This is a genomic window from Klebsiella sp. CSG-1 (genome assembly GCF_056521145.1).
Genome location: NZ_JBWNLD010000001.1, coordinates 274643 through 295214 on the forward strand (window position 1 = coordinate 274643; position 20572 = coordinate 295214).

Here is a 20572-nt window from a genome sequence, read left to right on the forward strand (position 1 = left end):
AATCAATTATTTATTATCACAGATACGGAGACCAGGCAGGGAATTTTACCTGTCCATCAGTCGCCGGAAGACGCGCTTTGAAACGCCCATCTGTAGAAACCAGATTCAGCACGGATCCCATCCCCTGAGAAGAGCTGTAGATTACCATAGTGCCGTTAGGTGCCAGACTTGGCGTTTCATCCAGGAACGTTGACGACAGAACTTGTACGCCACCCGCTACCAGATCTTGTTTGGCAATGTGCTGCTGACCGTTGGCCGAGCTGACCATTACCATAAATTTACCGTCACTGCTGACATCCGCATCCTGGTTCTGAGAACCTTCCCAGGAGATACGCTGCGGAGTACCGCCGCCGACGCTGACTTTATACACCTGCGGACGACCGGCCTGGTCAGAAGTAAAGGCCAGATTCTGACTATCCGGGAACCAGCTTGGTTCGGTGTTGTTGCTGCGACCATTGGTCACCTGACGAATCTGACCCGAGCCCAGATCCATCACATACAGGTTCAGGCTACCGGTTTTCGACAATGCGAACGCCAGTTTACTGCCATCCGGCGAGAAGGCCGGAGCCCCGTTATGCTGCGGGAAGGAAGCAATCTGACGCACCGCGCCATTTGCCAGAGTCTGAACCACCAGCGCAGAACGGCCGCTTTCGAAGGTCACGTAAGCCAGTTTAGAACCATCCGGAGACCATGCCGGAGACATCAGCGGCTGTGGTGAACGGTGGACCACAAACTGGTTATAACCATCGTAGTCGGAGACGCGCAGTTCATACGGGAACTGGCCGCCGTTAGTCTGCACAACGTAGGCAATACGGGTACGGAAGGCGCCCTTAATAGAGGTCAGCTTCTCGAATACCGCATCGCTGGCGGTGTGAGCCGCATAGCGCAGATACTGTTTAGTCACCTTATAAGAGTTCTGCGCCAGAATCGTCCCCGGAGCACCGCCGGTATCAACCAGCTGGTAAGCCACGTTGTACGATCCGTCAGGGTTCCCGGTCACCTGACCGACAACCACCGCATCAATACCCAGCGCAGACCATGCCGCAGGTTGAACCTCTTGTGCCGTCCCCGGTTGCTGAGGCAGACGCGAGCGATCCAGTGGGTTGAACTTACCGCTGTTACGCAAGTCAGCCGCTACGACACCGCCAATATCTTCAGGCGCAGCACCCGGCCCTGCCCACTGGAACGGTACAACACCGATCGGGCGCGCCGAGTCCACCCCCTGGGTGATCTCGATACGTACTTCTGCGTGCAGCACCGCCGCCCACAGCATTAAAAAACCAAACGCTACTCGTAATGCCTGCTTCATCATATCTCCCTTATCCGGACGGAAAGCCCACGATAATTTAGCAGAATGTTAACAAACTCAAATACACAAAACTACCAAAACCCGGCCTCAGCCCTGGATTGTGTTTCCCCCGCTCGCGCGGGGAAACACATCACTGCGGTTTGAAGTCCAGTGGCGCATTTTTGAACGTCTCATACACAGCCTGAGAAGGCGGTTTCGGGAACTTGCTCATCCGGCTGGTTGCCGCCAGCATCTGCTGACAGAAAGCAGGATCGCCCCCCTCCGACTTCACGCTCAATAACGTCCCGTCCTGAGCCAGGTTCACGCGTAACGTACATGTTTTACCTTTGTACGTGTCCCAGTCATAGAGATGCCCTTTAATCGCCGCCTGAACCTGCGAAATATAACTGGCAATCTCAGCCTGAGACGCGCCCCCCTGCCCCGGTTTACTTCCTTTAGCAGGAGATGAGCCTCCATTGCTACCGCTGGTGTTACCTTTAGGCGCATTCTTACCTGAACTCAGATCGCCGAGCAGGTCGTCAACGCCATCCGCATCTTTCGCTGCCGCGGCTTTTTTCGCGGCGGCGGCTTTGGCTGCGGCGGCCTTAGCGGCAGCAGCCTTGGCGGCTTTATCGGCTGCGGCTTTTTCCGCTGCAGCGGCTTTCGCTGCGGCAGCTTTTTCCGCTTTCTCCGCGGCGGCTTTCTCTGCTGCGGCGGCCTTTTCTGCTGCCGCTTTTTCAGAGGCTGCTTTTTGCGCCGCTGCTTTTTCTGCTGCTTTCTCAGCGGCTTTTTCCGCAGCAGCTTTCTCAGCCGCTGCCTGCTTCGCGGCTTCCTGCTGGGCTTTCTTCTCAGCCTGCTGCTGCGCTTTCTTCGCTGCCTCGGCTTCGGCTTTCTTCTGGGCATCCGCTGCGGCTTTCGCCGCTTCGGCTTCCGCCTGTTTCTTCGCATCGGCTGCGGCTTTCGCTGCCGCAGCTTCCGCCGCTTTAGCCTGCGCATCTGCCTTCGCTTTCGCGTCAGCAGCGGCTTTTGCTGCCGCTTCCTGTGCTTCTTTCGCCTGAGAATCCGCTTTGGCTTTCGCCGCTGCCGCCGCTTTCGCCGCCGCTTCTTCAGCCTGCTTCTGCTCTTCCTTCGCTTGCTTAGCCGCTTCCTGCGCCTGCAGACGATCCTGCTCAAGCTGCTTCAGACGCTCCTGCTCGGCGGCCTGCTTTTCACGCAGTTCTTCAGCCTGCTGCTGAGCCTGCTTTTCGCGCTGCTCGGCGGCGCGGCGCGAGCTGGCCTGCTGCTGCTGTTGGCGGTTGTAATTATTCACCACCGCCCCAGGATCAACCATCACCGCATCAATGGAAGAACCTCCGCCGCCACCGGCTGAGGCATCCAGATGCTCATCGAACGAACTCCAGATCAGCAGCGCGATCAGAATGATGTGCAGCGCGACTGAAACTATGATCGCTCGTTTAAGCTTGTCGTTTTGTTCGGTTGCCTTTGACACTATCGGTTCCCAAAAACTGTTCGCCTGTCCCCGCTACTCTCGCCGGCCACGAGTCTGTTATTCTCGCAGCCAGCGGTCCGGCGGGCGCACATATCCGAAGCGATTAAATAGGCTTGGTCATTAAGCCAACCGATTTAACCCCTGCGCTATGCAACAGGTTAAGCGCTTTAATAATTTCATCGTAAGGTACGTCTTTCGCACCGCCGATCAGGAACACCGTTTTCTCGTTCGCTTCGAGGCGGCGTTTCGCTTCGGCAACAACCTGCTCTGGCGGCAGCTGCGACAGCGTCTCCGGACCCACTTTTACGCTGTACTGCCCGACTCCGGAAACTTCAACAATCACCGGCGGCTCATCATTACTTTTGACCGCTTGTGATTCCGTCGCATCCGGCAGGTCGACCTCTACGCTCTGCGTAATGATCGGCGCGGTCGCCATAAAGATCAGCAACAGCACCAACAAGACATCCAGCAGCGGAACGATGTTGATCTCGGACTTCAGTTCGCGACGTCCGCGTCCACGTGCTCTGGCCATGGCTTACCCCTTATTGCTTTCGCTGCTGGTAAACGCCTGACGGTGCAGAATCGCGGTGAACTCTTCCATAAAGTTGTCATAGTTCAGTTCAAGTTTGTTCACACGCTGGTTCAAACGGTTGTAGGCCATAACCGCCGGAATTGCCGCAAACAGACCGATTGCCGTGGCGATCAGCGCTTCTGCGATACCCGGAGCAACCATCTGCAGAGTAGCCTGTTTCACCGCACCGAGTGCGATAAAAGCGTGCATGATCCCCCAGACGGTACCGAACAGACCGATATACGGGCTGATGGAACCCACGGTTCCAAGGAACGGAATGTGCGTTTCCAGCGTCTCGATCTCACGGTTCATCGAGATGCGCATGGCGCGCGACGCCCCTTCAACCACCGCTTCTGGCGCATGGCTGTTTGCGCGATGCAGACGAGCAAACTCTTTGAAACCGCTGTAGAAAATTTGTTCCGACCCCACCAGGTTATCGCGACGCCCCTGGCTCTCCTGATACAGGCGAGAAAGCTCAATGCCCGACCAGAACTTGTCTTCAAAGGCTTCCGCCTCGCGGCTTGCCGTGTTGAGGATGCGCGTTCTCTGAATAATAATGGCCCAGGAAGCGATAGAAAAACCAATCAAAATCAACATGATAAGTTTAACCAGAAGGCTCGCCTTCAGGAACAAATCAAGGATATTCATGTCAGTCACTGCTTAAACTCCGCGACAATAGACTTGGGAAGCGCACGAGGCTTCATTAAGAGTGGATCAACGCACACAATGAGAACCTCAGCTTCGTTCAAAACTGTATTCTCTGCGTTGACGATTCGCTGCGTGAAAACCAAAGAGGTACCTCTCATCGAGGTGATTTCCGTCTGGATTTCGAGCATGTCGTCGAGTCTGGCGGGCGCAAAATATTCCAGCGTCATTTTGCGAACCACGAAGGCAACTCGCTCAGCCAGCAAAACCTGCTGACTGAAGTGGTGGTGGCGCAGCATCTCTGTGCGTGCTCTTTCATAAAAAGCGACGTAACTGGCGTGGTAAACCACACCACCGGCATCGGTATCTTCATAGTAGACACGAACCGGCCATCGAAACAGCGTTGTATTCACTTTACATCCCGGTAATGCAAAAAAAGATTAGTGCTTTCAAACTTCGCTACTATACGCGCGGGGAACGTGGTTTGGAATGGGGGAAAGTAAACAGCGAGTAAATTTTTATGGGCTTATGCAAGCCCATGAGGTTAACAGAGTTCTCTTATTCTCTTCTCTTTCAAAAGAAGAAAAAAAACAGCCCCGTGATGAGTACAATATCAGCGATAAGTGGACAAAAAATCCCTTGCCAGTGAATGGCCTGCGGGCGAAAGCCCACGCCGTGGATAACCCCGGCGCACACGGCCCACATCAGCAGGAAGCCGTGCCAGATCTCCAGCTCGCTGGTCTTTGCCGCAAAGCGCGACGGATCCCAGAAAATGCAGCCGGCCAGCAGCAGTGCCATCAATAAGGAAAGCGCCCTTAACGGGCGCTTATCCATTATCGCATACAGCGTTGCGATAATTTTACTCATCAGTGTTCTTCTTTACCTGCTTTGGTGCTTTCCACGTGCTCAAGCGCTAACGCGGTGATAACCCCAAAGGCACAGGCAAGAAGCGTTCCCAAAATCCATGCGAAATACCACATATCTAGCTCCTTACCTTAATACAACGAGTGGGTGTTCTTTTCGATGTCTTCGCGGGTAATGCGACCGAACATCTTCCAGTAACACCAGGTGGTGTAGCCCAGAATAATCGGCACGAAGACAATCGCCACGTAGGTCATCAGGTTCAGCGTTCTTTGGCTGGAGGTTGAATCCCACATGGTCAGGCTAACGTTCATCATCGTGCTGGACGGCATGATGAACGGGAACATCGCAATCCCGGCGGTCAGAATGATGCAGGCCAGCGTCAGAGAAGAGAAGATAAACGCCAGAGCGCCCTTCTCCATCCGCGAAGTCAGGATAGTCAGCAGCGGCAATACTACGCCCAGTGCCGGGATAGCCCACAGCGAAGGCATATTATTGAAGTTCACCAACCATGCACCAGCCTGACGAGTCACTTCTTTAGTCAGCGGGTTAGATGGCGCAGAGTGGTCGATAGCCGAGGTGACCACATAACCGTCGATCCCGTATACCACCCAGACACCGGCCAGCAGGAAGCAAACCAGCGTCACCAGTGCCGCAACCTGAGAGGTCGCGCGAGCACGCAGGTGCAGCTCACCCACGGTACGCATCTGCAGGTAGGTAGCCCCCTGCGTCAGAATCATCGCCACGCTAACAATACCGGCCAGCAGACCAAACGGGTTCAGCAGCTGGAAGAAATTGCCGGTGTAGTACAGACGCATATATTCATCCATATGGAACGGTACGCCCTGCAGCAGGTTACCGAACGCGACGCCAATCACCAGCGGCGGTACGAAGCTACCGATGAAGATGCCCCAGTCCCACATGTTGCGCCAGCGGGTGTCTTCAATCTTCGAGCGGTAGTCAAAACCAACCGGACGGAAGAACAAAGAGGCCAGCACCAGAATCATCGCCACATAGAAGCCGGAGAACGCGGCGGCATAGACCGTCGGCCAGGCAGCAAACAGCGCGCCGCCGGCGGTGATCAGCCACACCTGGTTTCCGTCCCAGTGCGGAGCGATGGAGTTAATCATGATTCGACGCTCGGTGTCATTACGACCGAGGAAACGGGTGAGCATGCCCACCCCCATGTCGAAGCCATCGGTGACGGCGAAACCAATCAGCAGAACACCGATCAGTAGCCACCAGATAAAACGCAATACTTCATAATCGATCATTTGACGACTCCTGTCTTAGCGTGCCGGCTGAGTAGTCGTGGAAGACTGCTCGTAGTGGTAGCGACCGGTTTTCAGGCTGCTTGGGCCACGGCGTGCGAATTTGAACATCAGATACAGCTCCGCGACCAGGAACAGGGTGTACAGACCGCAAATCAGCAGCATCGAGAAGATCAGGTCGCCCGCGGTCAGGGACGAGTTCGCTACCGCAGTAGGCAGTACCTCACCTATCGCCCACGGCTGACGACCATATTCCGCTACGAACCAACCGGACTCGATAGCGATCCACGGCAGAGGAATCGCGTACAGCGCAATGCGCAGCAGCCATTTCTTCTCGCCAATCTGGTTACGAATAACGGTCCAGAACGATGCCGCGATGATACCGAGCATCAGGATGCCGCAGGCCACCATGATACGGAACGCGAAGTACAGCGGCGCAACGCGAGGAATAGAGTCTTTCGTCGCCATAGCAATCTGCGCTTCCGTCGCGTCAGAGACGTTCGGGGTATAGCGTTTCAGCAGCAGGCCGTAGCCCAGATCTTTCTTCACGTTGTTGAATTCATCACGTACAGCCTGATCGGTTGAGCCTGCGCGCAGCTCTTCCAGCAGGGTGTAAGCTTTCATCCCGTTACGAATACGCGCTTCGTGCTGTGCCAGCAGGTCTTTCAGACCAATAACCGGCGTGTCCACGGAACGAGTGGCAATAATACCCAACGCATAAGGAATCTGGATGGCGAAGTGGTTGGTTTGCGCATCCTGGTCCGGAATACCAAACAGGGTAAAGGCAGCCGGTGCTGGCTGTGTTTCCCATTCGGCTTCGATGGCCGCAAGTTTAGTTTTCTGCACGTCACCCATTTCGTAACCGGATTCATCACCGAGTACGATAACGGAGAGAATCGCCGCCATACCGAAGCTGGCAGCAATGGCAAAGGAGCGTTTAGCGAAAGCGAAGTCGCGACCGCGCAGCATATAGTAGGAGCTGATACCCAGGACGAACATCGCGCCGCAGACGTAGCCGGATGCGACGGTATGGACAAATTTCACCTGAGCAACCGGGTTCAGAACCAGTTCGGAGAAACTGACCATCTCCATACGCATGGTTTCAAAGTTGAAATCCGAGGCGATCGGGTTTTGCATCCAGCCGTTGGCCACGAGGATCCACAATGCAGACAAGTTGGAACCCAGTGCCACCAGCCAGGTCACCGCCATGTGCTGAACTTTGCCCAGACGATCCCAACCGAAGAAGAACAGACCTACAAAGGTAGATTCGAGGAAGAAGGCCATCAGACCTTCAATGGCCAGAGGCGCACCGAAGATATCGCCCACGTAGTGAGAGTAATAAGACCAGTTTGTCCCGAACTGGAACTCCATGGTCAACCCGGTTGCTACACCCAGCGCAAAGTTGATACCAAACAACTTGCCCCAGAATTTGGTCATATCTTTATAAATCTGTTTGCCGGAAAGGACGTAAACCGTTTCCATGATGGCCAGCAGGAACGCCATACCGAGCGTCAGTGGCACAAAAAGGAAGTGGTACATCGCGGTCAAGGCAAACTGTAAGCGCGACAGTTCGACTATATCTAACATCATGACTCCTTGCTCATCGCATGAAGACTCCGAGAATGAACCCTGCACACCGGGTTCATACGCATGCCCCAATACAAAATAACTTGCTTCCCGCTTCGTTACCGTTTCGTCGCCTGATGAAACAGCTCCTCGCAAAGGTTACAAATACGTTAACGAAAAACCCAATTGATTCCCCAATATATTACGCCGCAATAACCTTACAATAAACAGGATTTTATTGAATCCGTTTTACATTTACGACGGTGATCAATATATAGCGAAAATGCCTGAATTAGGCCAATTTGATTGGCGACAATTTAACGTTTTTTTGTGGTTTTTTCCAAGCTTTAAGTATTGATATAAATCAATTTTTCTCACCCATGTTAATTATGTATCCCAACAAAGAATAATGGTGAAAGTAATGTTAAATATATGTTTAAAGCATGCCGATAATGGTTACTAAAAAGAGAGATATGAGAAGTATAGGTAATATGATTTAACTTTAAGGCGTATCGTGTGAAAAAAAATAGCGATCTGATTAATGTTAGACGCTTCACAGTATTTTTTCCTGATAGACAGCATCAATTAAATCATCATTTTTATCTTTTCATTTTCTGGCAAAAAATAGCAGTGAGAATCATTCCCTCCCCTGCCGAAAATAGCTTGTTATTATTTATGAAAAAAAGGTGTTAAATCAATACAATAGAAATGGTTTTTCTCAATAACTGCGGTCTGCCACGGCAAAACCAGGTCGCGGCCCCTCTTGAAACGATGGCAAAAACAGGCATAAAAAAGGCCACCTGACGGTGGCCAACCATGTCGAAATCGGACATTTAACTGCTCAGCTTGAGCAGTAGAGGGTTTACTTAATGATTGATTTCAGCGCTTCGCCGATATCCGCGAGGCTACGAACGGTTTTCACGCCCGCCGCTTCCAGCGCAGCAAATTTCTCATCAGCCGTGCCTTTACCGCCTGCGATAATGGCGCCCGCGTGGCCCATACGCTTGCCTTTCGGCGCGGTCACACCGGCGATGTAACCGACAACCGGCTTGGTGACGTGATCTTTGATGTAGGCAGCCGCTTCTTCTTCCGCGCTACCGCCGATCTCACCGATCATTACGATCGCTTCGGTCTGCGGATCTTCCTCGAACAGTTTCAGGATGTCGATGAAGTTAGAGCCCGGGATCGGGTCGCCGCCGATACCGACACAGGTAGACTGGCCGAAACCGTAATCGGTGGTCTGCTTAACCGCTTCATAGGTCAGCGTACCGGAGCGGGAAACGATACCCACTTTACCCGGCTGATGAATGTGGCCCGGCATGATGCCGATTTTGCAAGCGCCTGGGGTGATAACGCCCGGGCAGTTCGGGCCGATCATCCGCACGCCGGCTTCATCCAGCTTCACTTTCACCGTCAGCATATCCAGCGTCGGAATACCTTCGGTGATGGTAATGATAAGCTTAATGCCCGCATCGATAGCTTCCAGAATGGAGTCTTTGCAGAACGGCGCCGGAACGTAGATAACGGTCGCGGTCGCGCCGGTCGCTTCAACGGCTTCGCGTACGGTGTTGAACACCGGCAGACCCAGGTGAGTGGTGCCGCCTTTGCCTGGCGTAACGCCGCCGACCATTTGGGTACCGTAAGCAATTGCTTGTTCAGAGTGGAAAGTCCCCTGGCTACCGGTGAAGCCCTGGCAGATAACCTTGGTGTTTTTATCAATTAAAATGGACATTATTTCCCCTCCACTGCGGCAACAACCTGCTGTGCTGCGTCCGTCAGACTTTTCGCTGCAATAATATTCAGGCCGCTGTCAGCCAGTTTCTTCGCGCCCAGTTCGGCGTTGTTCCCTTCCAGACGTACGACAACCGGTACGTTTACGCCAACTTCTGCTACCGCGCCGATGATGCCGTCAGCGATCAGGTCGCAACGAACGATACCGCCGAAGATATTAACCAGTACGGCTTTAACATTGCTGTCGGAAAGAATGATTTTGAACGCTTCGGTCACGCGCTCTTTGGTTGCGCCGCCGCCAACGTCGAGGAAGTTAGCCGGTTCGCCGCCGTGCAGCTTAACGATGTCCATGGTGCCCATTGCCAGGCCCGCGCCGTTAACCATACAACCGATGTTGCCGTCCAGCGCAACGTAGTTCAGCTCCCACTGCGCAGCCTGCGCTTCACGCGGGTCTTCCTGAGACTGGTCGCGCATTTCACGCAGATCCGGCTGGCGGAACAGCGCATTGCCATCGGCGCCCAGTTTGCCGTCGAGGCAGATCAGATCGCCCTGCTTAGTGATAACCAGCGGGTTAATTTCGATCAGCGCCAGGTCGCGCTCCAGGAAGATGGTCGCCAGACCCATAAAGATTTTGGTGAACTGCTGAACCTGCTTACCTTCCAGACCCAGTTTGAACGCCAGCTCACGCCCCTGGTAAGGCATCGGGCCTGCCAGCGGATCGATCGCAATTTTGTGGATCAGGTGCGGGGTTTCTTCCGCCACTTTTTCGATTTCCACGCCGCCTTCGGTGGAGGCCATGAACACGACGCGACGGGAGCTACGGTCAACAACCGCACCCAGATACAGCTCTTTGGCGATATCTGTCGCTGCTTCAACCAGAATCTGGTTAACCGGCTGGCCGTTGGCGTCTGTCTGGTAGGTCACAAGGCGTTTGCCCAGCCAGTGCTCAGCAAATGCGCGAATGTCTTCTTTACTGTTAACTACTTTCACACCGCCCGCTTTACCGCGGCCACCAGCGTGAACCTGACATTTCACTACCCACGGACCCGCGCCGATTTTTGATGCGGCTTCTTCTGCTTCGCGCGGAGTAGTACAGGCATAACCCACCGGCGCCGGTAAGCCATAGCGGGCAAACAGTTGTTTTGCCTGATATTCATGTAAGTTCATGTGTTCAGTCCATCCTTCAGGGAATAATTATCTTTAAACCTGTAGGCCTGATAAGACGCGGCTGCGTCGCCATCAGGCATCTCATCAACGCCGGATGGCGGCGTAAACGCCTTATCCGGCCTACGGTAGGTAATACTCTTGCTGACTACACGTCCAGCAGCAGACGAGTCGGGTCTTCCAGCAGCTCTTTGATAGCAACCAGGAAGCCTACCGATTCACGTCCATCGATCAGACGGTGGTCGTAAGAGAGCGCCAGGTACATCATTGGCAGAATTTCTACCTTGCCATTGACCGCCATCGGGCGATCTTTAATGGCATGCATACCCAGAATCGCGCTCTGCGGTGGGTTGATGATTGGCGTGGACATCAGAGAACCGAATACGCCGCCGTTGGTAATGGTGAAGTTACCGCCGGTCAGGTCATCTACGGTCAGCTTGCCGTCACGGCCTTTCACTGCCAGCTCTTTAATATTCTTTTCGATATCCGCCATGCCCAGCAGATCAACATCACGCAGAACCGGAGTCACCAGACCGCGCGGCGTAGAGACCGCCATGCTGACGTCGAAGTAGTTGTGATACACCACATCATCGCCATCGATAGAGGCGTTCACTTCCGGATAGCGTTTCAGCGCTTCAACCACGGCTTTCACGTAGAAGGACATAAAGCCCAGACGGATACCGTGACGTTTTTCGAAGGCATCGCCGTACTGCTTACGCAGATCCATAATCGGCTTCATGTTGACTTCGTTGAAGGTCGTCAGCATGGCGGTGGAGTTCTTCGCTTCCAGAAGACGCTCGGCAACGCGTTTGCGCAGGCGGGTCATCGGAACGCGTTTTTCAGAACGGTGGCCCAGTTGTGCAACCGGTGCTGCCGCTGCGGCAGGTGCTTTCGCTTCGGCTTTAGCCGGTGCCGCCGCCAGATGTTTCTCCACATCTTCACGGGTCAGGCGGCCGCCGACGCCGGTGCCTTTGATGGCAGCCGCATCGAGGTTGTGTTCAGCCAGCAGACGGCGAATCGCCGGGCTGAGGGCATCATTGCTCTGCTCTTCCAGAGACGCCTGCTGACGCTGAGCCGGGGTAGACTCTTTCGCATCGGCTTTCGCCGCGGACTCTTTACCCGCGCTGTTGCCTTCACGCAGGCGACCGAGGATCTGGCGAGAAAGTACGGTGGCACCTTCGTCTTCCAGCACTGCATCCAGAATGCCGTCCGCTGAAGCCGGTACTTCCAGTACCACTTTGTCAGTTTCGATTTCCACCAGCACTTCATCACGCTGGACGCTATCGCCCGGTTTTTTATGCCAGGTCGCAACCGTCGCGTCAGCTACGGACTCAGGCAGATCGGGAACCAGAATATCTACGCTACTCATTATGTATCCTTTAATTAATCGACGTTCAGCGCGTCATTGACCAGATCTTGTTGCTGTTTCTGGTGAACGGACATATACCCTACCGCCGGAGAGGCGGAGGCCGGGCGGCCTGCGTAACGCAGAGAGGCCCCAAACGGAATCACTTCGCGGAAGTGATGCTGGCTGCAGTACCACGCGCCCTGGTTGAGCGGTTCTTCCTGGCACCAGACAAAATCATGTACGTGCGCGTAAGGTTTCAGCGCTTCCTGTACCGCCTGATGCGGGAACGGATAGAGCTGCTCTATACGCACGATAGCGACATCTTTTTGGTCGTTCTTACGGCGTTGTTCCAGCAGATCGTAATAAACCTTACCAGAGCACAGGACAACACGCTTCACCGCTTTCGGGTCGAGATCATCGATTTCACCGATGGCCGGCAGGAAGGTGCCGTTCGCCAGTTCGTCCAGGCTGGAGACCGCCAGCGGATGACGCAGCAGAGATTTCGGCGACATCACCACCAGAGGACGACGCATACCGCGCAGCGCCTGACGACGCAGCATGTGGTAAACCTGAGCCGGAGTTGATGGCACACAAACCTGCATATTCTGTTCAGCGCACAGCTGCAGATAGCGTTCCAGACGCGCGGAGGAGTGCTCCGGGCCCTGGCCTTCGTAGCCGTGCGGCAGCAGCATGACCAGACCACACATCCGGCCCCACTTCTGCTCGCCGGAGCTGATGAACTGATCGATCACCACCTGAGCGCCGTTAGCAAAGTCACCAAACTGCGCTTCCCAGATAGTCAGGGTGCGCGGTTCCGCAGTGGCGTAGCCGTATTCGAACGCCAGCACCGCTTCTTCAGACAGCACGGAGTCCCAGACTTTGAAATGCTCCTGGCCGTTATGCACATGCTGCAGCGGGGTGTAGGTCGAGCCGTTCACCTGGTTATGAATCACGGAATGGCGGTGGAAGAAGGTACCGCGGCCGGAGTCTTCACCGGAGAGACGAATCGGAATACCTTCATCAACCAGCGTGGCGTAGGCCAGGTTTTCCGCCGCGCCCCAGTCGAACAGCTTCTCGCCGGCAGCCATCGCCTGGCGATCGCCATAAATCTTCGCCACACGAGACTGCATTTCAATACTGTCCGGCACGGTGCTGATGCGTTTAGCCAGCTCCTGCAGACGTTTCATCTCGACTTTACTCGGGTAGCTCTCATCCCACTCGTGGTTGAGGTACGGCGACCAGGTAAAGGAGTGCAGATTCATCGGACGCCATTCCTCAACCACGCATTCGCCGGCATCCAGCGCATCACGATAGAGGTTAACCAGTTCGGTCGCATCTTCCAGGGTCGACACTTTGTCCTGCTCAAGTTTGTCGGCGTAGATTTTGCGCGGAGTCGGATGTTTTTTGATTTTCTGATACATCAGCGGCTGCGTTGCGCTCGGCTCGTCGGCTTCGTTATGACCGTGACGGCGGTAGCACACCAGGTCGATGAAGACATCGCGTTTGAAGGTATTACGGAAATCCAGCGCCAGGCGGGTAACGAAAGCAACGGCTTCCGGGTCATCCGCGTTCACGTGGAAGATCGGCGCCTGAACCATTTTACCGATATCGGTGCAGTATGGCGTGGAGCGCGCATCCAGCGGGTTCGAGGTGGTGAAGCCCACCTGGTTGTTGATAACGATACGTACGGTACCGCCCACTTCGTAGCCACGCGCCTTGGACATGTTCAGGGTTTCCTGAACCACGCCCTGACCCGTCACCGCGGCGTCGCCGTGGATAGTAATCGGCAGCACTTTATTGCTGCTCGGCTCGTCGAGGCGATCGAGACGCGCGCGAACCGACCCGATAACCACCGGGCTGACGATTTCGAGGTGCGACGGGTTAAACGCCAGCGCCAGGTGCACCAGGCCGCCTTCGGTTTCCATGTCAGAAGAGAAGCCCATGTGGTACTTCACGTCACCGGTGCCGAGGTGTTCTTTATGCTTGCCGGCGAATTCGTCGAACAGATCCTGCGGTTTTTTACCCAGAACGTTAACCAGCACGTTCAGACGACCGCGGTGCGCCATGCCGAGCACCACTTCACGGGTGCCGCTTTTGCCTGCGTGACGGATCATCTCTTTGAGCATCGGGATCAGCGCATCGCCGCCTTCCAGCGAGAAGCGTTTGGCGCCCGGGAATTTCGCGCCGAGGTAACGTTCCAGGCCTTCGGCTGCTGTCAGCTCGGTCAGGAAACGTTTCTTCTCATCAGCGGTAAAGCTGGCTTTCCCTGCTACCGACTCAATACGCTGCTGAATCCAGCGTTTTTCTTCGGTAGAGGTGATGTGCATGTATTCCGCGCCGATAGCGCCGCAGTAGGTTTGTTTGAGCGCGGCAATCAGCTCGCCCAGTTTCATCGTATCTTTGCCGATAGCAAATGAACCTACGTTATAGCTTTCCTGGAAATCGGCCTCGGTCAGATCGTGGTATGCAGGATCGAGATCCGCCACTCTCTCTTGCTTCCACAGTCCCAGCGGATCGAGATTCGCATGCTGGTGACCACGGAAGCGATATGCGTTGATGAGCTGCAGGACTTTAACCTGCTTCACATTGGTATCAGGGTCGGAAATCGAAGAAGTGTAACGTGAGGCATCCTTCGCCAGTCGACGGAAATAATCACGCGTTTTCGAATGAAATTGATCCGGTTTGACTCCGGTGCCAGGTAACTGCTGGAACATAGAACGCCAGTTGGCGTCAACAGAGTCAGGATCGGTTAAGAAGTCTTCATAGAGCTGTTCTATCCAGCTCTGGTTCGAACCAGAGAGGTAAGAAGAGTCCAGCCAGGCTTTCATTGCGCCGTTCTGCATCGTGATCCCTTAAGCATTTATATGCTTATTTCGCCGTAGAAACTACCACGCACAGCAAGTGTACGTGCCGGGGTTCACTTGTTGCGGACGAGTTGTGGCTTCTGCGTCCGCGAAGGAACCTTTAAAAACTGCCATTAATCTTCGGCGTTCAGGCTGCGGTTGCGTTAGCTGCCTTCACTTACCCCGGTCACATAGTTCACTCTGCTCCCGGGGATGCGTTCAGTTGCCGCCTTACCTCGCGCTGAACGCCTTGATTACTGGTACATATTTGGCGGTTTTTAAAGATTTCCTGCCATCCCCTTCATACTTCAAGTTACATGTGCGTTGCCTTCCCTCACTCACCCCAGTCACTTACTTGAGTAAGCTCCTGGGGATTCGCGGCGTCGTCGCCTTCCTGTAACTCGAATTATTTAGGGTATTCATTTCCCGGCGGCGCGAACGCTGCCGGGGCTACTGCTTCGGGTAGCCCGGATAAGCGATAGCGCCATCCGGGACAGACCGGGTTACTTACGCACTACGTTGCAGCAGCATCGACTTAATATGGCCGATGGCGCGCGTCGGGTTAAGCCCCTTCGGACATACACTGACGCAGTTCATGATGCTGTGACAGCGGAATACGCTGAAAGCATCGCTTAACCCTTCCAGGCGGCTGTCGGTTTCGGTATCGCGACTGTCAATCAGGAAACGATACGCCGCCAGCAGACCTGCCGGGCCGATAAACTTGTCCGGGTTCCACCAGAACGACGGGCAAGAGGTTGAACAACATGCGCAAAGAATACACTCGTACAGACCGTCGAGTTTTTCGCGCTGCTCTGGCTTCTGCAGATGCTCGCGAGCCGGAGGATTTTGCCCATTATTCAACAAGTAAGGCTTAATCTTCTCATATTGTGCATAGAATTGCCCCATGTCTACAACCAAATCGCGGATAACCGGCAAACCGGGCAGCGGACGGATGACAATTTTCTTACCCGGCTGATTCAGCGCGGAGATCGGCGTGATACACGCCAGACCGTTTTTACCGTTCATGTTCAGACCATCGGAGCCACAGACCCCTTCACGGCAGGAACGACGAAATGAGAGCGACGGGTCTTTTTCTTTCAGCTGCATCAGGGCATCCAGCAGCATCATGTCACGACCTTCTTCCGCTTCGAGGGTGTAATCCTGCATGCGCGGAGCATCGTCAACGTCCGGGTTATAACGATAAATTGAAAACTCTAGTTTCATTTTCCTGTCTCCGCATTAATAAGTACGAATCTTCGGCGGGAATGCCGGACGCAGTTTCGGTTCCATGTTAACGCTACGACGCGTCATGGATTCCGATTCTGGCAGATACAGGGAATGGCACAGCCAGTTTTCGTCATCACGATCCGGGAAGTCGAAGCGGCTATGCGCGCCGCGGCTTTCGGTACGGAAGTTTGCAGAAACCGCGGTGGCATAGGCAGTTTCCATCAGGTTATCCAGCTCCAGGCACTCAACGCGCTGGGTGTTGAACTCACTGGAGGTGTCATCCAGGCGCGCATTTTTCAGGCGCTCGCGGATCGCTTTCAGCTGCTCAAGCCCTTTGGCCATCGCATCGCCTTCGCGGAATACCGAGAAGTTATGCTGCATACACTCTTGCAGCGCTTTGCGGATTTCCACCGGATCTTCACCGTTACGGTTACCGTTCCAGCGGTTCAGACGCTCAAGGGACGCGTCGATTTCGGCTTCGGTAGCGTCAAGCAGATCGCCCTGCTCGGCAATCGACTCCTGCAGATGCAGACCGACCGCACGACCGAACACCACCAGGTCAAGCAGGGAGTTGCCGCCCAGACGGTTGGCACCGTGGACCGATACGCAGGCAATTTCGCCGACGGCGAACAGGCCAGGAATCACCACGTCTTCGCCCTGCTCGTTCACGGTCAGCGCCTGACCGGTCACTTTGGTCGGAATACCGCCCATCATGTAGTGGCAGGTTGGGATAACCGGAATCGGCTCTTTCACCGGGTCGACGTGGGCGAAGGTACGCGAAAGCTCCAGGATACCCGGCAGACGGGATTCCAGAACCTCTTTACCCAGGTGGTCCAGTTTCAACTTCGCATGCGGGCCCCACGGGCCGTCACAGCCGCGACCTTCACGGATTTCGATCATGATGGAACGCGCCACCACGTCACGACCCGCCAGGTCTTTCGCATTCGGGGCATAACGCTCCATAAAGCGCTCGCCGTGTTTATTCAGCAGATAACCGCCTTCACCGCGGCAGCCTTCTGTCACCAGAACGCCCGCACCGGCGATACCGGTCGGGTGGAACTGCCACATTTCCATATCCTGCACCGGCACGCCGGCGCGAATCGCCATACCGACGCCGTCACCGGTGTTGATGTGGGCGTTAGTTGTAGACTGGTAGATACGGCCTGCGCCGCCGGTTGCCAGCACGGTCGCACGCGCTTTGAAGTAAACCACTTCACCGGTCTCGATGCACAATGCGGTACAACCGACCACCGCGCCATCGGCGTTTTTCACCAGATCCAGCGCATACCACTCGGAGAAAATGGTGGTGTGGTTTTTCAGGTTCTGCTGATAAAGGGTATGCAGCAGCGCGTGACCGGTACGGTCAGCCGCCGCAGCGGTACGTGCCGCCTGTTCGCCGCCGAAGTTTTTCGACTGGCCGCCAAACGGACGCTGATAAATGGTGCCATTCTCCAGGCGGGAGAACGGCAGACCCATATGGTCAAGCTCCAGAATCGCTTCCGGGCCGGTCTTACACATATATTCGATGGCGTCCTGGTCACCGATATAATCGGAGCCTTTCACCGTGTCATACATATGCCATTCCCAGTTATCTTCATGGGTATTACCGAGCGCCACGGTGATGCCACCCTGCGCGGAAACGGTATGGGAACGGGTAGGGAACACTTTAGAGAGCAGCGCACAGGTCTGGCCGCTCTGGGAAATTTGCAGCGCCGCGCGCATACCTGCGCCACCGGCACCAATCACAACTGCATCAAATTCTCTGACAGGCAATTTCATCACACACCCCACACCACAACAAATCCATAAAGAACGTAAGCCACCAGCGCAACAACGATAACCAGTTGCAGAATTAAGCGTACAGCCAGCGGTTTAACGTAGTCCGTCAACACCTGCCACATCCCGATCCAGGCGTGAATCAGAATGGAAACGAGGGCTAACAGGGTGAAGACTTTAGTGAATGCGGAGGAGAAAAAGCCCGTCCAGACTTCCCAGGAAATTTCACCGGTGGTGGCAAAAAAGCCGACCATGTAGATGATGTAAAGGGTCAGAACGATGGCGGTAGCACGAACCAGAATGAAGTCATGTACGCCGTTGCGTCCCAGTGCTGAGGCGTTGCTTACCATACGAGGACTCCTGCGAGAAGTGAAAGCACGACAGTAATAACAAAAGAGATCTTAGCGGAGCGTGTCCCTACTTCGAGGGTTTCTTCCAGGTAGCCAAAATCCATCAGCAGGTGGCGGATACCGACAACGGCGTGGTATGCCAGCGCGGTCAGGATGCCCCACATGATGAACTTCACAAAGAAGCTATCCATGATGGAAGACGCAACGAGGAAACCTTCTGGAGAGGAAAGGCTGGTGCCCAGCAACCAAAGCAGAATCCCGACCGCCACGAAGGTGATCACACCGGAAACGCGATGGAGAATGGACGCTATCGCTGTGATTGGGAACCGGATCGTTTGCAGATCCAGATTGACAGGTCTTTGTTTTTTCACATTTCTTACCATGAATAACGCCCACATGCTGTTCTTATTGTTTCCTTCCTCCGGTCTGCTTGCGGGTCAGACAGCGTCCTTTCTATAACCTGTGGTCATGATAAAACCCCTTTTCAAGAGCTAAAACGTGACCAGACAACGCTGGGTGGCTCGGGATTGCAGGGTGTTCCGGAGACCTGGCGGCAGTATAGGCCGTTCACAAAATCATTACAATTAACCTACATATAGTTTGTCGGGTTTTGTCCGGAACAGTGATCGATGTCACGATAACAACATTATTTTAAATTTTAATCACCTGATTTGACAAATATTAAACATTCTTGTTACAACCATTACCAGATAAATGCAATAATGCTCAAAAGTTATGGGGTCACTCTTTCACCTGAGAATAAGTTATGCAACAGTGTGATGGTATTGACCGATGTAATCAGGACAGTTATTAGTGGTATACAGATTTTTAAATTCGGACTGCTAAAACGCTGATTTGCTGCTGTTTCGTCGTAGGCTGAAGACGTACCATCAAGCGCCTTTGCTCTGTACCCTGCAATTTCCGCTGACGCAGAGCTGTGTGCAACATAACAAACTGGTAACGTAGTCAGGCACGGGCCGAAGGCAAATCCACACCCGGCAGTCTTACGCAATAAAGGCGCTAAGGAGACCATAAATGTCTGATGCTAAAGCAAAAATCACCCTAGGCGGTGATACTGCTATTGAACTGGATGTGCTAAAGGGCACGCTCGGTCAGGATGTTATTGATATTCGTAGTCTTGGATCAAAAGGCGTATTCACCTTTGACCCTGGTTTCACTTCCACCGCATCCTGTGAATCTAAAATCACGTTTATCGATGGTGATGAAGGTATCCTGCTCCACCGTGGTTTCCCGATCGATCAGTTAGCGACCGAGTCCAACTACCTCGAAGTGTGCTACATCCTGCTGAACGGTGAAAAGCCGAACCAGGAACAGTACAACGAATTCAAGACCATCGTTACCCGCCATACCATGATCCACGAGCAGATTACCCGTCTGTTCCACGCGTTTCGCCGTGACTCCCACCCGATGGCGGTCATGTGCGGTATCACCGGCGCGCTGGCCGCGTTCTATCACGACTCCCTGGATGTCAACAATCCACGCCACCGTGAAATCGCCGCCTATCGCCTGCTGTCCAAAATGCCGACAATGGCAGCAATGTGTTACAAATATTCAATCGGCCAGCCTTTCGTTTATCCGCGCAATGACCTCTCCTACGCGGGCAACTTCCTGAATATGATGTTCTCCACGCCGTGTGAAACCTACGAGGTTAACCCGGTACTGGAACGCGCCATGGACCGTATTCTGATCCTGCACGCTGACCACGAACAGAACGCATCCACCTCCACCGTCCGTACCGCAGGTTCTTCTGGCGCGAATCCGTTCGCCTGTATCGCTGCGGGCATCGCCTCCCTGTGGGGACCGGCGCACGGTGGCGCGAACGAAGCTGCGCTGAAGATGCTGGAAGAGATCAGTTCCGTTGAGCACATTCCGGAATTTGTCCGTCGCGCGAAAGACAAAAACGACTCTTTCCGTCTGATGGGCTTCGGCCACCGCGTGTACAAAAACTACGACCCGCGCGCCACCGTGATGCGTGAAACCTGCCATGAAGTGTTGAAAGAACTGGGCACCAAAGACGATCTGCTGGAAGTGGCCATGGAACTTGAGCACATCGCGCTCAACGACCCGTACTTCATCGAGAAGAAACTCTACCCGAACGTCGATTTCTACTCCGGTATCATTCTGAAAGCGATGGGCATTCCGTCCTCCATGTTTACCGTTATCTTCGCGATGGCGCGTACCGTAGGCTGGATTGCTCACTGGAACGAAATGCACAGCGACGGCATGAAAATCGCGCGCCCGCGTCAGCTGTATACCGGCTACGAAAAACGCGACTTCAAATCCGACGTGGCCAAAAGCTAAGTTCGATCCTGAAGACAAAAAACGCGCCTGCGGGCGCGTTTTTTATTGTTAACAACGTGCATTCTGCCGGAATTAACCGGCGGCGCTTCGCTTGTGCAGGCCGACAAAAGCGGGTCGATA

General features: G+C 54.3%; 19 protein-coding genes. 2 read left to right on the forward strand and 17 right to left on the reverse strand.

Annotated elements, in window-relative coordinates:
• Positions 1-16: 16 nt before the first annotated feature.
• The 17 genes from tolB to sdhC form a co-directional block, all read right to left on the reverse strand.
• Positions 17-1309: a Tol-Pal system beta propeller repeat protein TolB gene (tolB, locus tag AC007G_RS01385; protein ID WP_004859698.1), complete on the reverse strand. Its 1293-nt coding sequence runs from the start codon at positions 1307-1309 to the stop codon at positions 17-19.
• Positions 1310-1439: 130 nt separating this feature from the next.
• Complete coding sequence (gene tolA, locus AC007G_RS01390) at positions 1440-2777, reverse strand: cell envelope integrity protein TolA (RefSeq protein ID WP_049264487.1); 1338 nt, start codon at positions 2775-2777, stop codon at positions 1440-1442.
• Between the two features lie 103 nt (positions 2778-2880).
• Positions 2881-3309: a colicin uptake protein TolR gene (gene tolR / locus AC007G_RS01395; RefSeq protein WP_032688791.1), complete on the reverse strand. Its 429-nt coding sequence runs from the start codon at positions 3307-3309 to the stop codon at positions 2881-2883.
• Between the two features lie 3 nt (positions 3310-3312).
• Complete coding sequence (gene tolQ / locus AC007G_RS01400) at positions 3313-4005, reverse strand: Tol-Pal system protein TolQ (protein ID WP_004859692.1); 693 nt, start codon at positions 4003-4005, stop codon at positions 3313-3315.
• Positions 4002-4406 carry a tol-pal system-associated acyl-CoA thioesterase gene (gene ybgC, locus AC007G_RS01405; RefSeq protein ID WP_004859689.1) on the reverse strand — a complete coding sequence of 135 codons (405 nt, stop codon included), beginning with the start codon at positions 4404-4406 and terminating at the stop codon, positions 4002-4004. The genes tolQ and ybgC overlap by 4 nt, the downstream gene beginning before the upstream one ends.
• 160 nt (positions 4407-4566) lie before the next feature.
• The gene (ybgE, locus tag AC007G_RS01410; protein WP_032697724.1) at positions 4567-4860 is read right to left on the reverse strand and encodes a cyd operon protein YbgE; all 294 of its coding nucleotides are present in this window, start codon (positions 4858-4860) and stop codon (positions 4567-4569) included.
• A complete protein-coding gene (cydX, locus tag AC007G_RS01415) occupies positions 4860-4973 on the reverse strand; it encodes a cytochrome bd-I oxidase subunit CydX (protein ID WP_004859685.1) in 114 nt (37 codons plus the stop codon). Before cydX ends, ybgE begins: the two co-directional genes overlap by 1 nt.
• Before the next feature lie 15 nt (positions 4974-4988).
• Entirely contained in the window at positions 4989-6128 is a 1140-nt protein-coding gene (gene cydB / locus AC007G_RS01420) for a cytochrome d ubiquinol oxidase subunit II (protein WP_032688794.1), read from the reverse strand.
• Between the two features lie 15 nt (positions 6129-6143).
• Positions 6144-7712: a cytochrome ubiquinol oxidase subunit I gene (gene cydA, locus AC007G_RS01425; RefSeq protein ID WP_032688796.1), complete on the reverse strand. Its 1569-nt coding sequence runs from the start codon at positions 7710-7712 to the stop codon at positions 6144-6146.
• A gap of 841 nt (positions 7713-8553) precedes the next feature.
• Positions 8554-9423, reverse strand: coding sequence for a succinate--CoA ligase subunit alpha (sucD, locus tag AC007G_RS01430; protein WP_032688797.1), 870 nt, complete (start codon positions 9421-9423; stop codon positions 8554-8556).
• Complete coding sequence (gene sucC, locus AC007G_RS01435; protein WP_004859677.1) at positions 9423-10589, reverse strand: ADP-forming succinate--CoA ligase subunit beta; 1167 nt, start codon at positions 10587-10589, stop codon at positions 9423-9425. The genes sucD and sucC overlap by 1 nt, the downstream gene beginning before the upstream one ends.
• A 145-nt stretch (positions 10590-10734) precedes the next feature.
• Positions 10735-11955, reverse strand: coding sequence for a 2-oxoglutarate dehydrogenase complex dihydrolipoyllysine-residue succinyltransferase (gene odhB, locus AC007G_RS01440; protein WP_032688799.1), 1221 nt, complete (start codon positions 11953-11955; stop codon positions 10735-10737).
• Between the two features lie 14 nt (positions 11956-11969).
• On the reverse strand, positions 11970-14777 hold the full coding sequence (gene sucA / locus AC007G_RS01445) for a 2-oxoglutarate dehydrogenase E1 component (protein WP_004859672.1): 2808 nt from the start codon (positions 14775-14777) through the stop codon (positions 11970-11972).
• A 507-nt stretch (positions 14778-15284) separates the two neighbouring features.
• A complete protein-coding gene (gene sdhB / locus AC007G_RS01450; RefSeq protein WP_004859670.1) occupies positions 15285-16001 on the reverse strand; it encodes a succinate dehydrogenase iron-sulfur subunit SdhB in 717 nt (238 codons plus the stop codon).
• A gap of 15 nt (positions 16002-16016) precedes the next feature.
• Positions 16017-17783, reverse strand: coding sequence for a succinate dehydrogenase flavoprotein subunit (gene sdhA / locus AC007G_RS01455; RefSeq protein ID WP_004859668.1), 1767 nt, complete (start codon positions 17781-17783; stop codon positions 16017-16019).
• Entirely contained in the window at positions 17783-18130 is a 348-nt protein-coding gene (gene sdhD, locus AC007G_RS01460) for a succinate dehydrogenase membrane anchor subunit (RefSeq protein WP_004859665.1), read from the reverse strand. Before sdhD ends, sdhA begins: the two co-directional genes overlap by 1 nt.
• Positions 18124-18528: a succinate dehydrogenase cytochrome b556 subunit gene (gene sdhC / locus AC007G_RS01465; protein ID WP_004859662.1), complete on the reverse strand. Its 405-nt coding sequence runs from the start codon at positions 18526-18528 to the stop codon at positions 18124-18126. Before sdhC ends, sdhD begins: the two co-directional genes overlap by 7 nt.
• A 324-nt stretch (positions 18529-18852) precedes the next feature.
• Between sdhC and AC007G_RS01470 the strand changes: the two genes are divergently transcribed.
• Positions 18853-18984, forward strand: coding sequence for a hypothetical protein (locus tag AC007G_RS01470; protein WP_418325369.1), 132 nt, complete (start codon positions 18853-18855; stop codon positions 18982-18984).
• Positions 18985-19165: 181 nt separating this feature from the next.
• The gene (locus tag AC007G_RS01475; RefSeq protein WP_032688800.1) at positions 19166-20452 is read left to right on the forward strand and encodes a citrate synthase; all 1287 of its coding nucleotides are present in this window, start codon (positions 19166-19168) and stop codon (positions 20450-20452) included.
• The last annotated feature ends 120 nt before the right edge of the window (positions 20453-20572 follow it).

What these genes read in the sequence shown, in the direction of transcription:
- tolB (WP_004859698.1), bottom strand. Translation starts at nt 1,309, where the DNA reads ATGAAGCAGGCATTACGAGTAGCGTTTGGTTTTTTAATGCTGTGGGCG.
- cydX (WP_004859685.1), bottom strand. Translation starts at nt 4,973, where the DNA reads ATGTGGTATTTCGCATGGATTTTGGGAACGCTTCTTGCCTGTGCCTTT.
- odhB (WP_032688799.1), bottom strand. Translation starts at nt 11,955, where the DNA reads ATGAGTAGCGTAGATATTCTGGTTCCCGATCTGCCTGAGTCCGTAGCT.
- sucC (WP_004859677.1), bottom strand. Translation starts at nt 10,589, where the DNA reads ATGAACTTACATGAATATCAGGCAAAACAACTGTTTGCCCGCTATGGC.
- sdhC (WP_004859662.1), bottom strand. Translation starts at nt 18,528, where the DNA reads ATGTGGGCGTTATTCATGGTAAGAAATGTGAAAAAACAAAGACCTGTC.
- AC007G_RS01475 (WP_032688800.1), top strand. Translation starts at nt 19,166, where the DNA reads ATGTCTGATGCTAAAGCAAAAATCACCCTAGGCGGTGATACTGCTATT.
- sdhD (WP_004859665.1), bottom strand. Translation starts at nt 18,130, where the DNA reads ATGGTAAGCAACGCCTCAGCACTGGGACGCAACGGCGTACATGACTTC.
- sucD (WP_032688797.1), bottom strand. Translation starts at nt 9,423, where the DNA reads ATGTCCATTTTAATTGATAAAAACACCAAGGTTATCTGCCAGGGCTTC.
- cydB (WP_032688794.1), bottom strand. Translation starts at nt 6,128, where the DNA reads ATGATCGATTATGAAGTATTGCGTTTTATCTGGTGGCTACTGATCGGT.
- AC007G_RS01470 (WP_418325369.1), top strand. Translation starts at nt 18,853, where the DNA reads ATGCTCAAAAGTTATGGGGTCACTCTTTCACCTGAGAATAAGTTATGC.
- sdhB (WP_004859670.1), bottom strand. Translation starts at nt 16,001, where the DNA reads ATGAAACTAGAGTTTTCAATTTATCGTTATAACCCGGACGTTGACGAT.
- sdhA (WP_004859668.1), bottom strand. Translation starts at nt 17,783, where the DNA reads ATGAAATTGCCTGTCAGAGAATTTGATGCAGTTGTGATTGGTGCCGGT.
- tolR (WP_032688791.1), bottom strand. Translation starts at nt 3,309, where the DNA reads ATGGCCAGAGCACGTGGACGCGGACGTCGCGAACTGAAGTCCGAGATC.
- ybgE (WP_032697724.1), bottom strand. Translation starts at nt 4,860, where the DNA reads ATGAGTAAAATTATCGCAACGCTGTATGCGATAATGGATAAGCGCCCG.
- sucA (WP_004859672.1), bottom strand. Translation starts at nt 14,777, where the DNA reads ATGCAGAACGGCGCAATGAAAGCCTGGCTGGACTCTTCTTACCTCTCT.
- cydA (WP_032688796.1), bottom strand. Translation starts at nt 7,712, where the DNA reads ATGTTAGATATAGTCGAACTGTCGCGCTTACAGTTTGCCTTGACCGCG.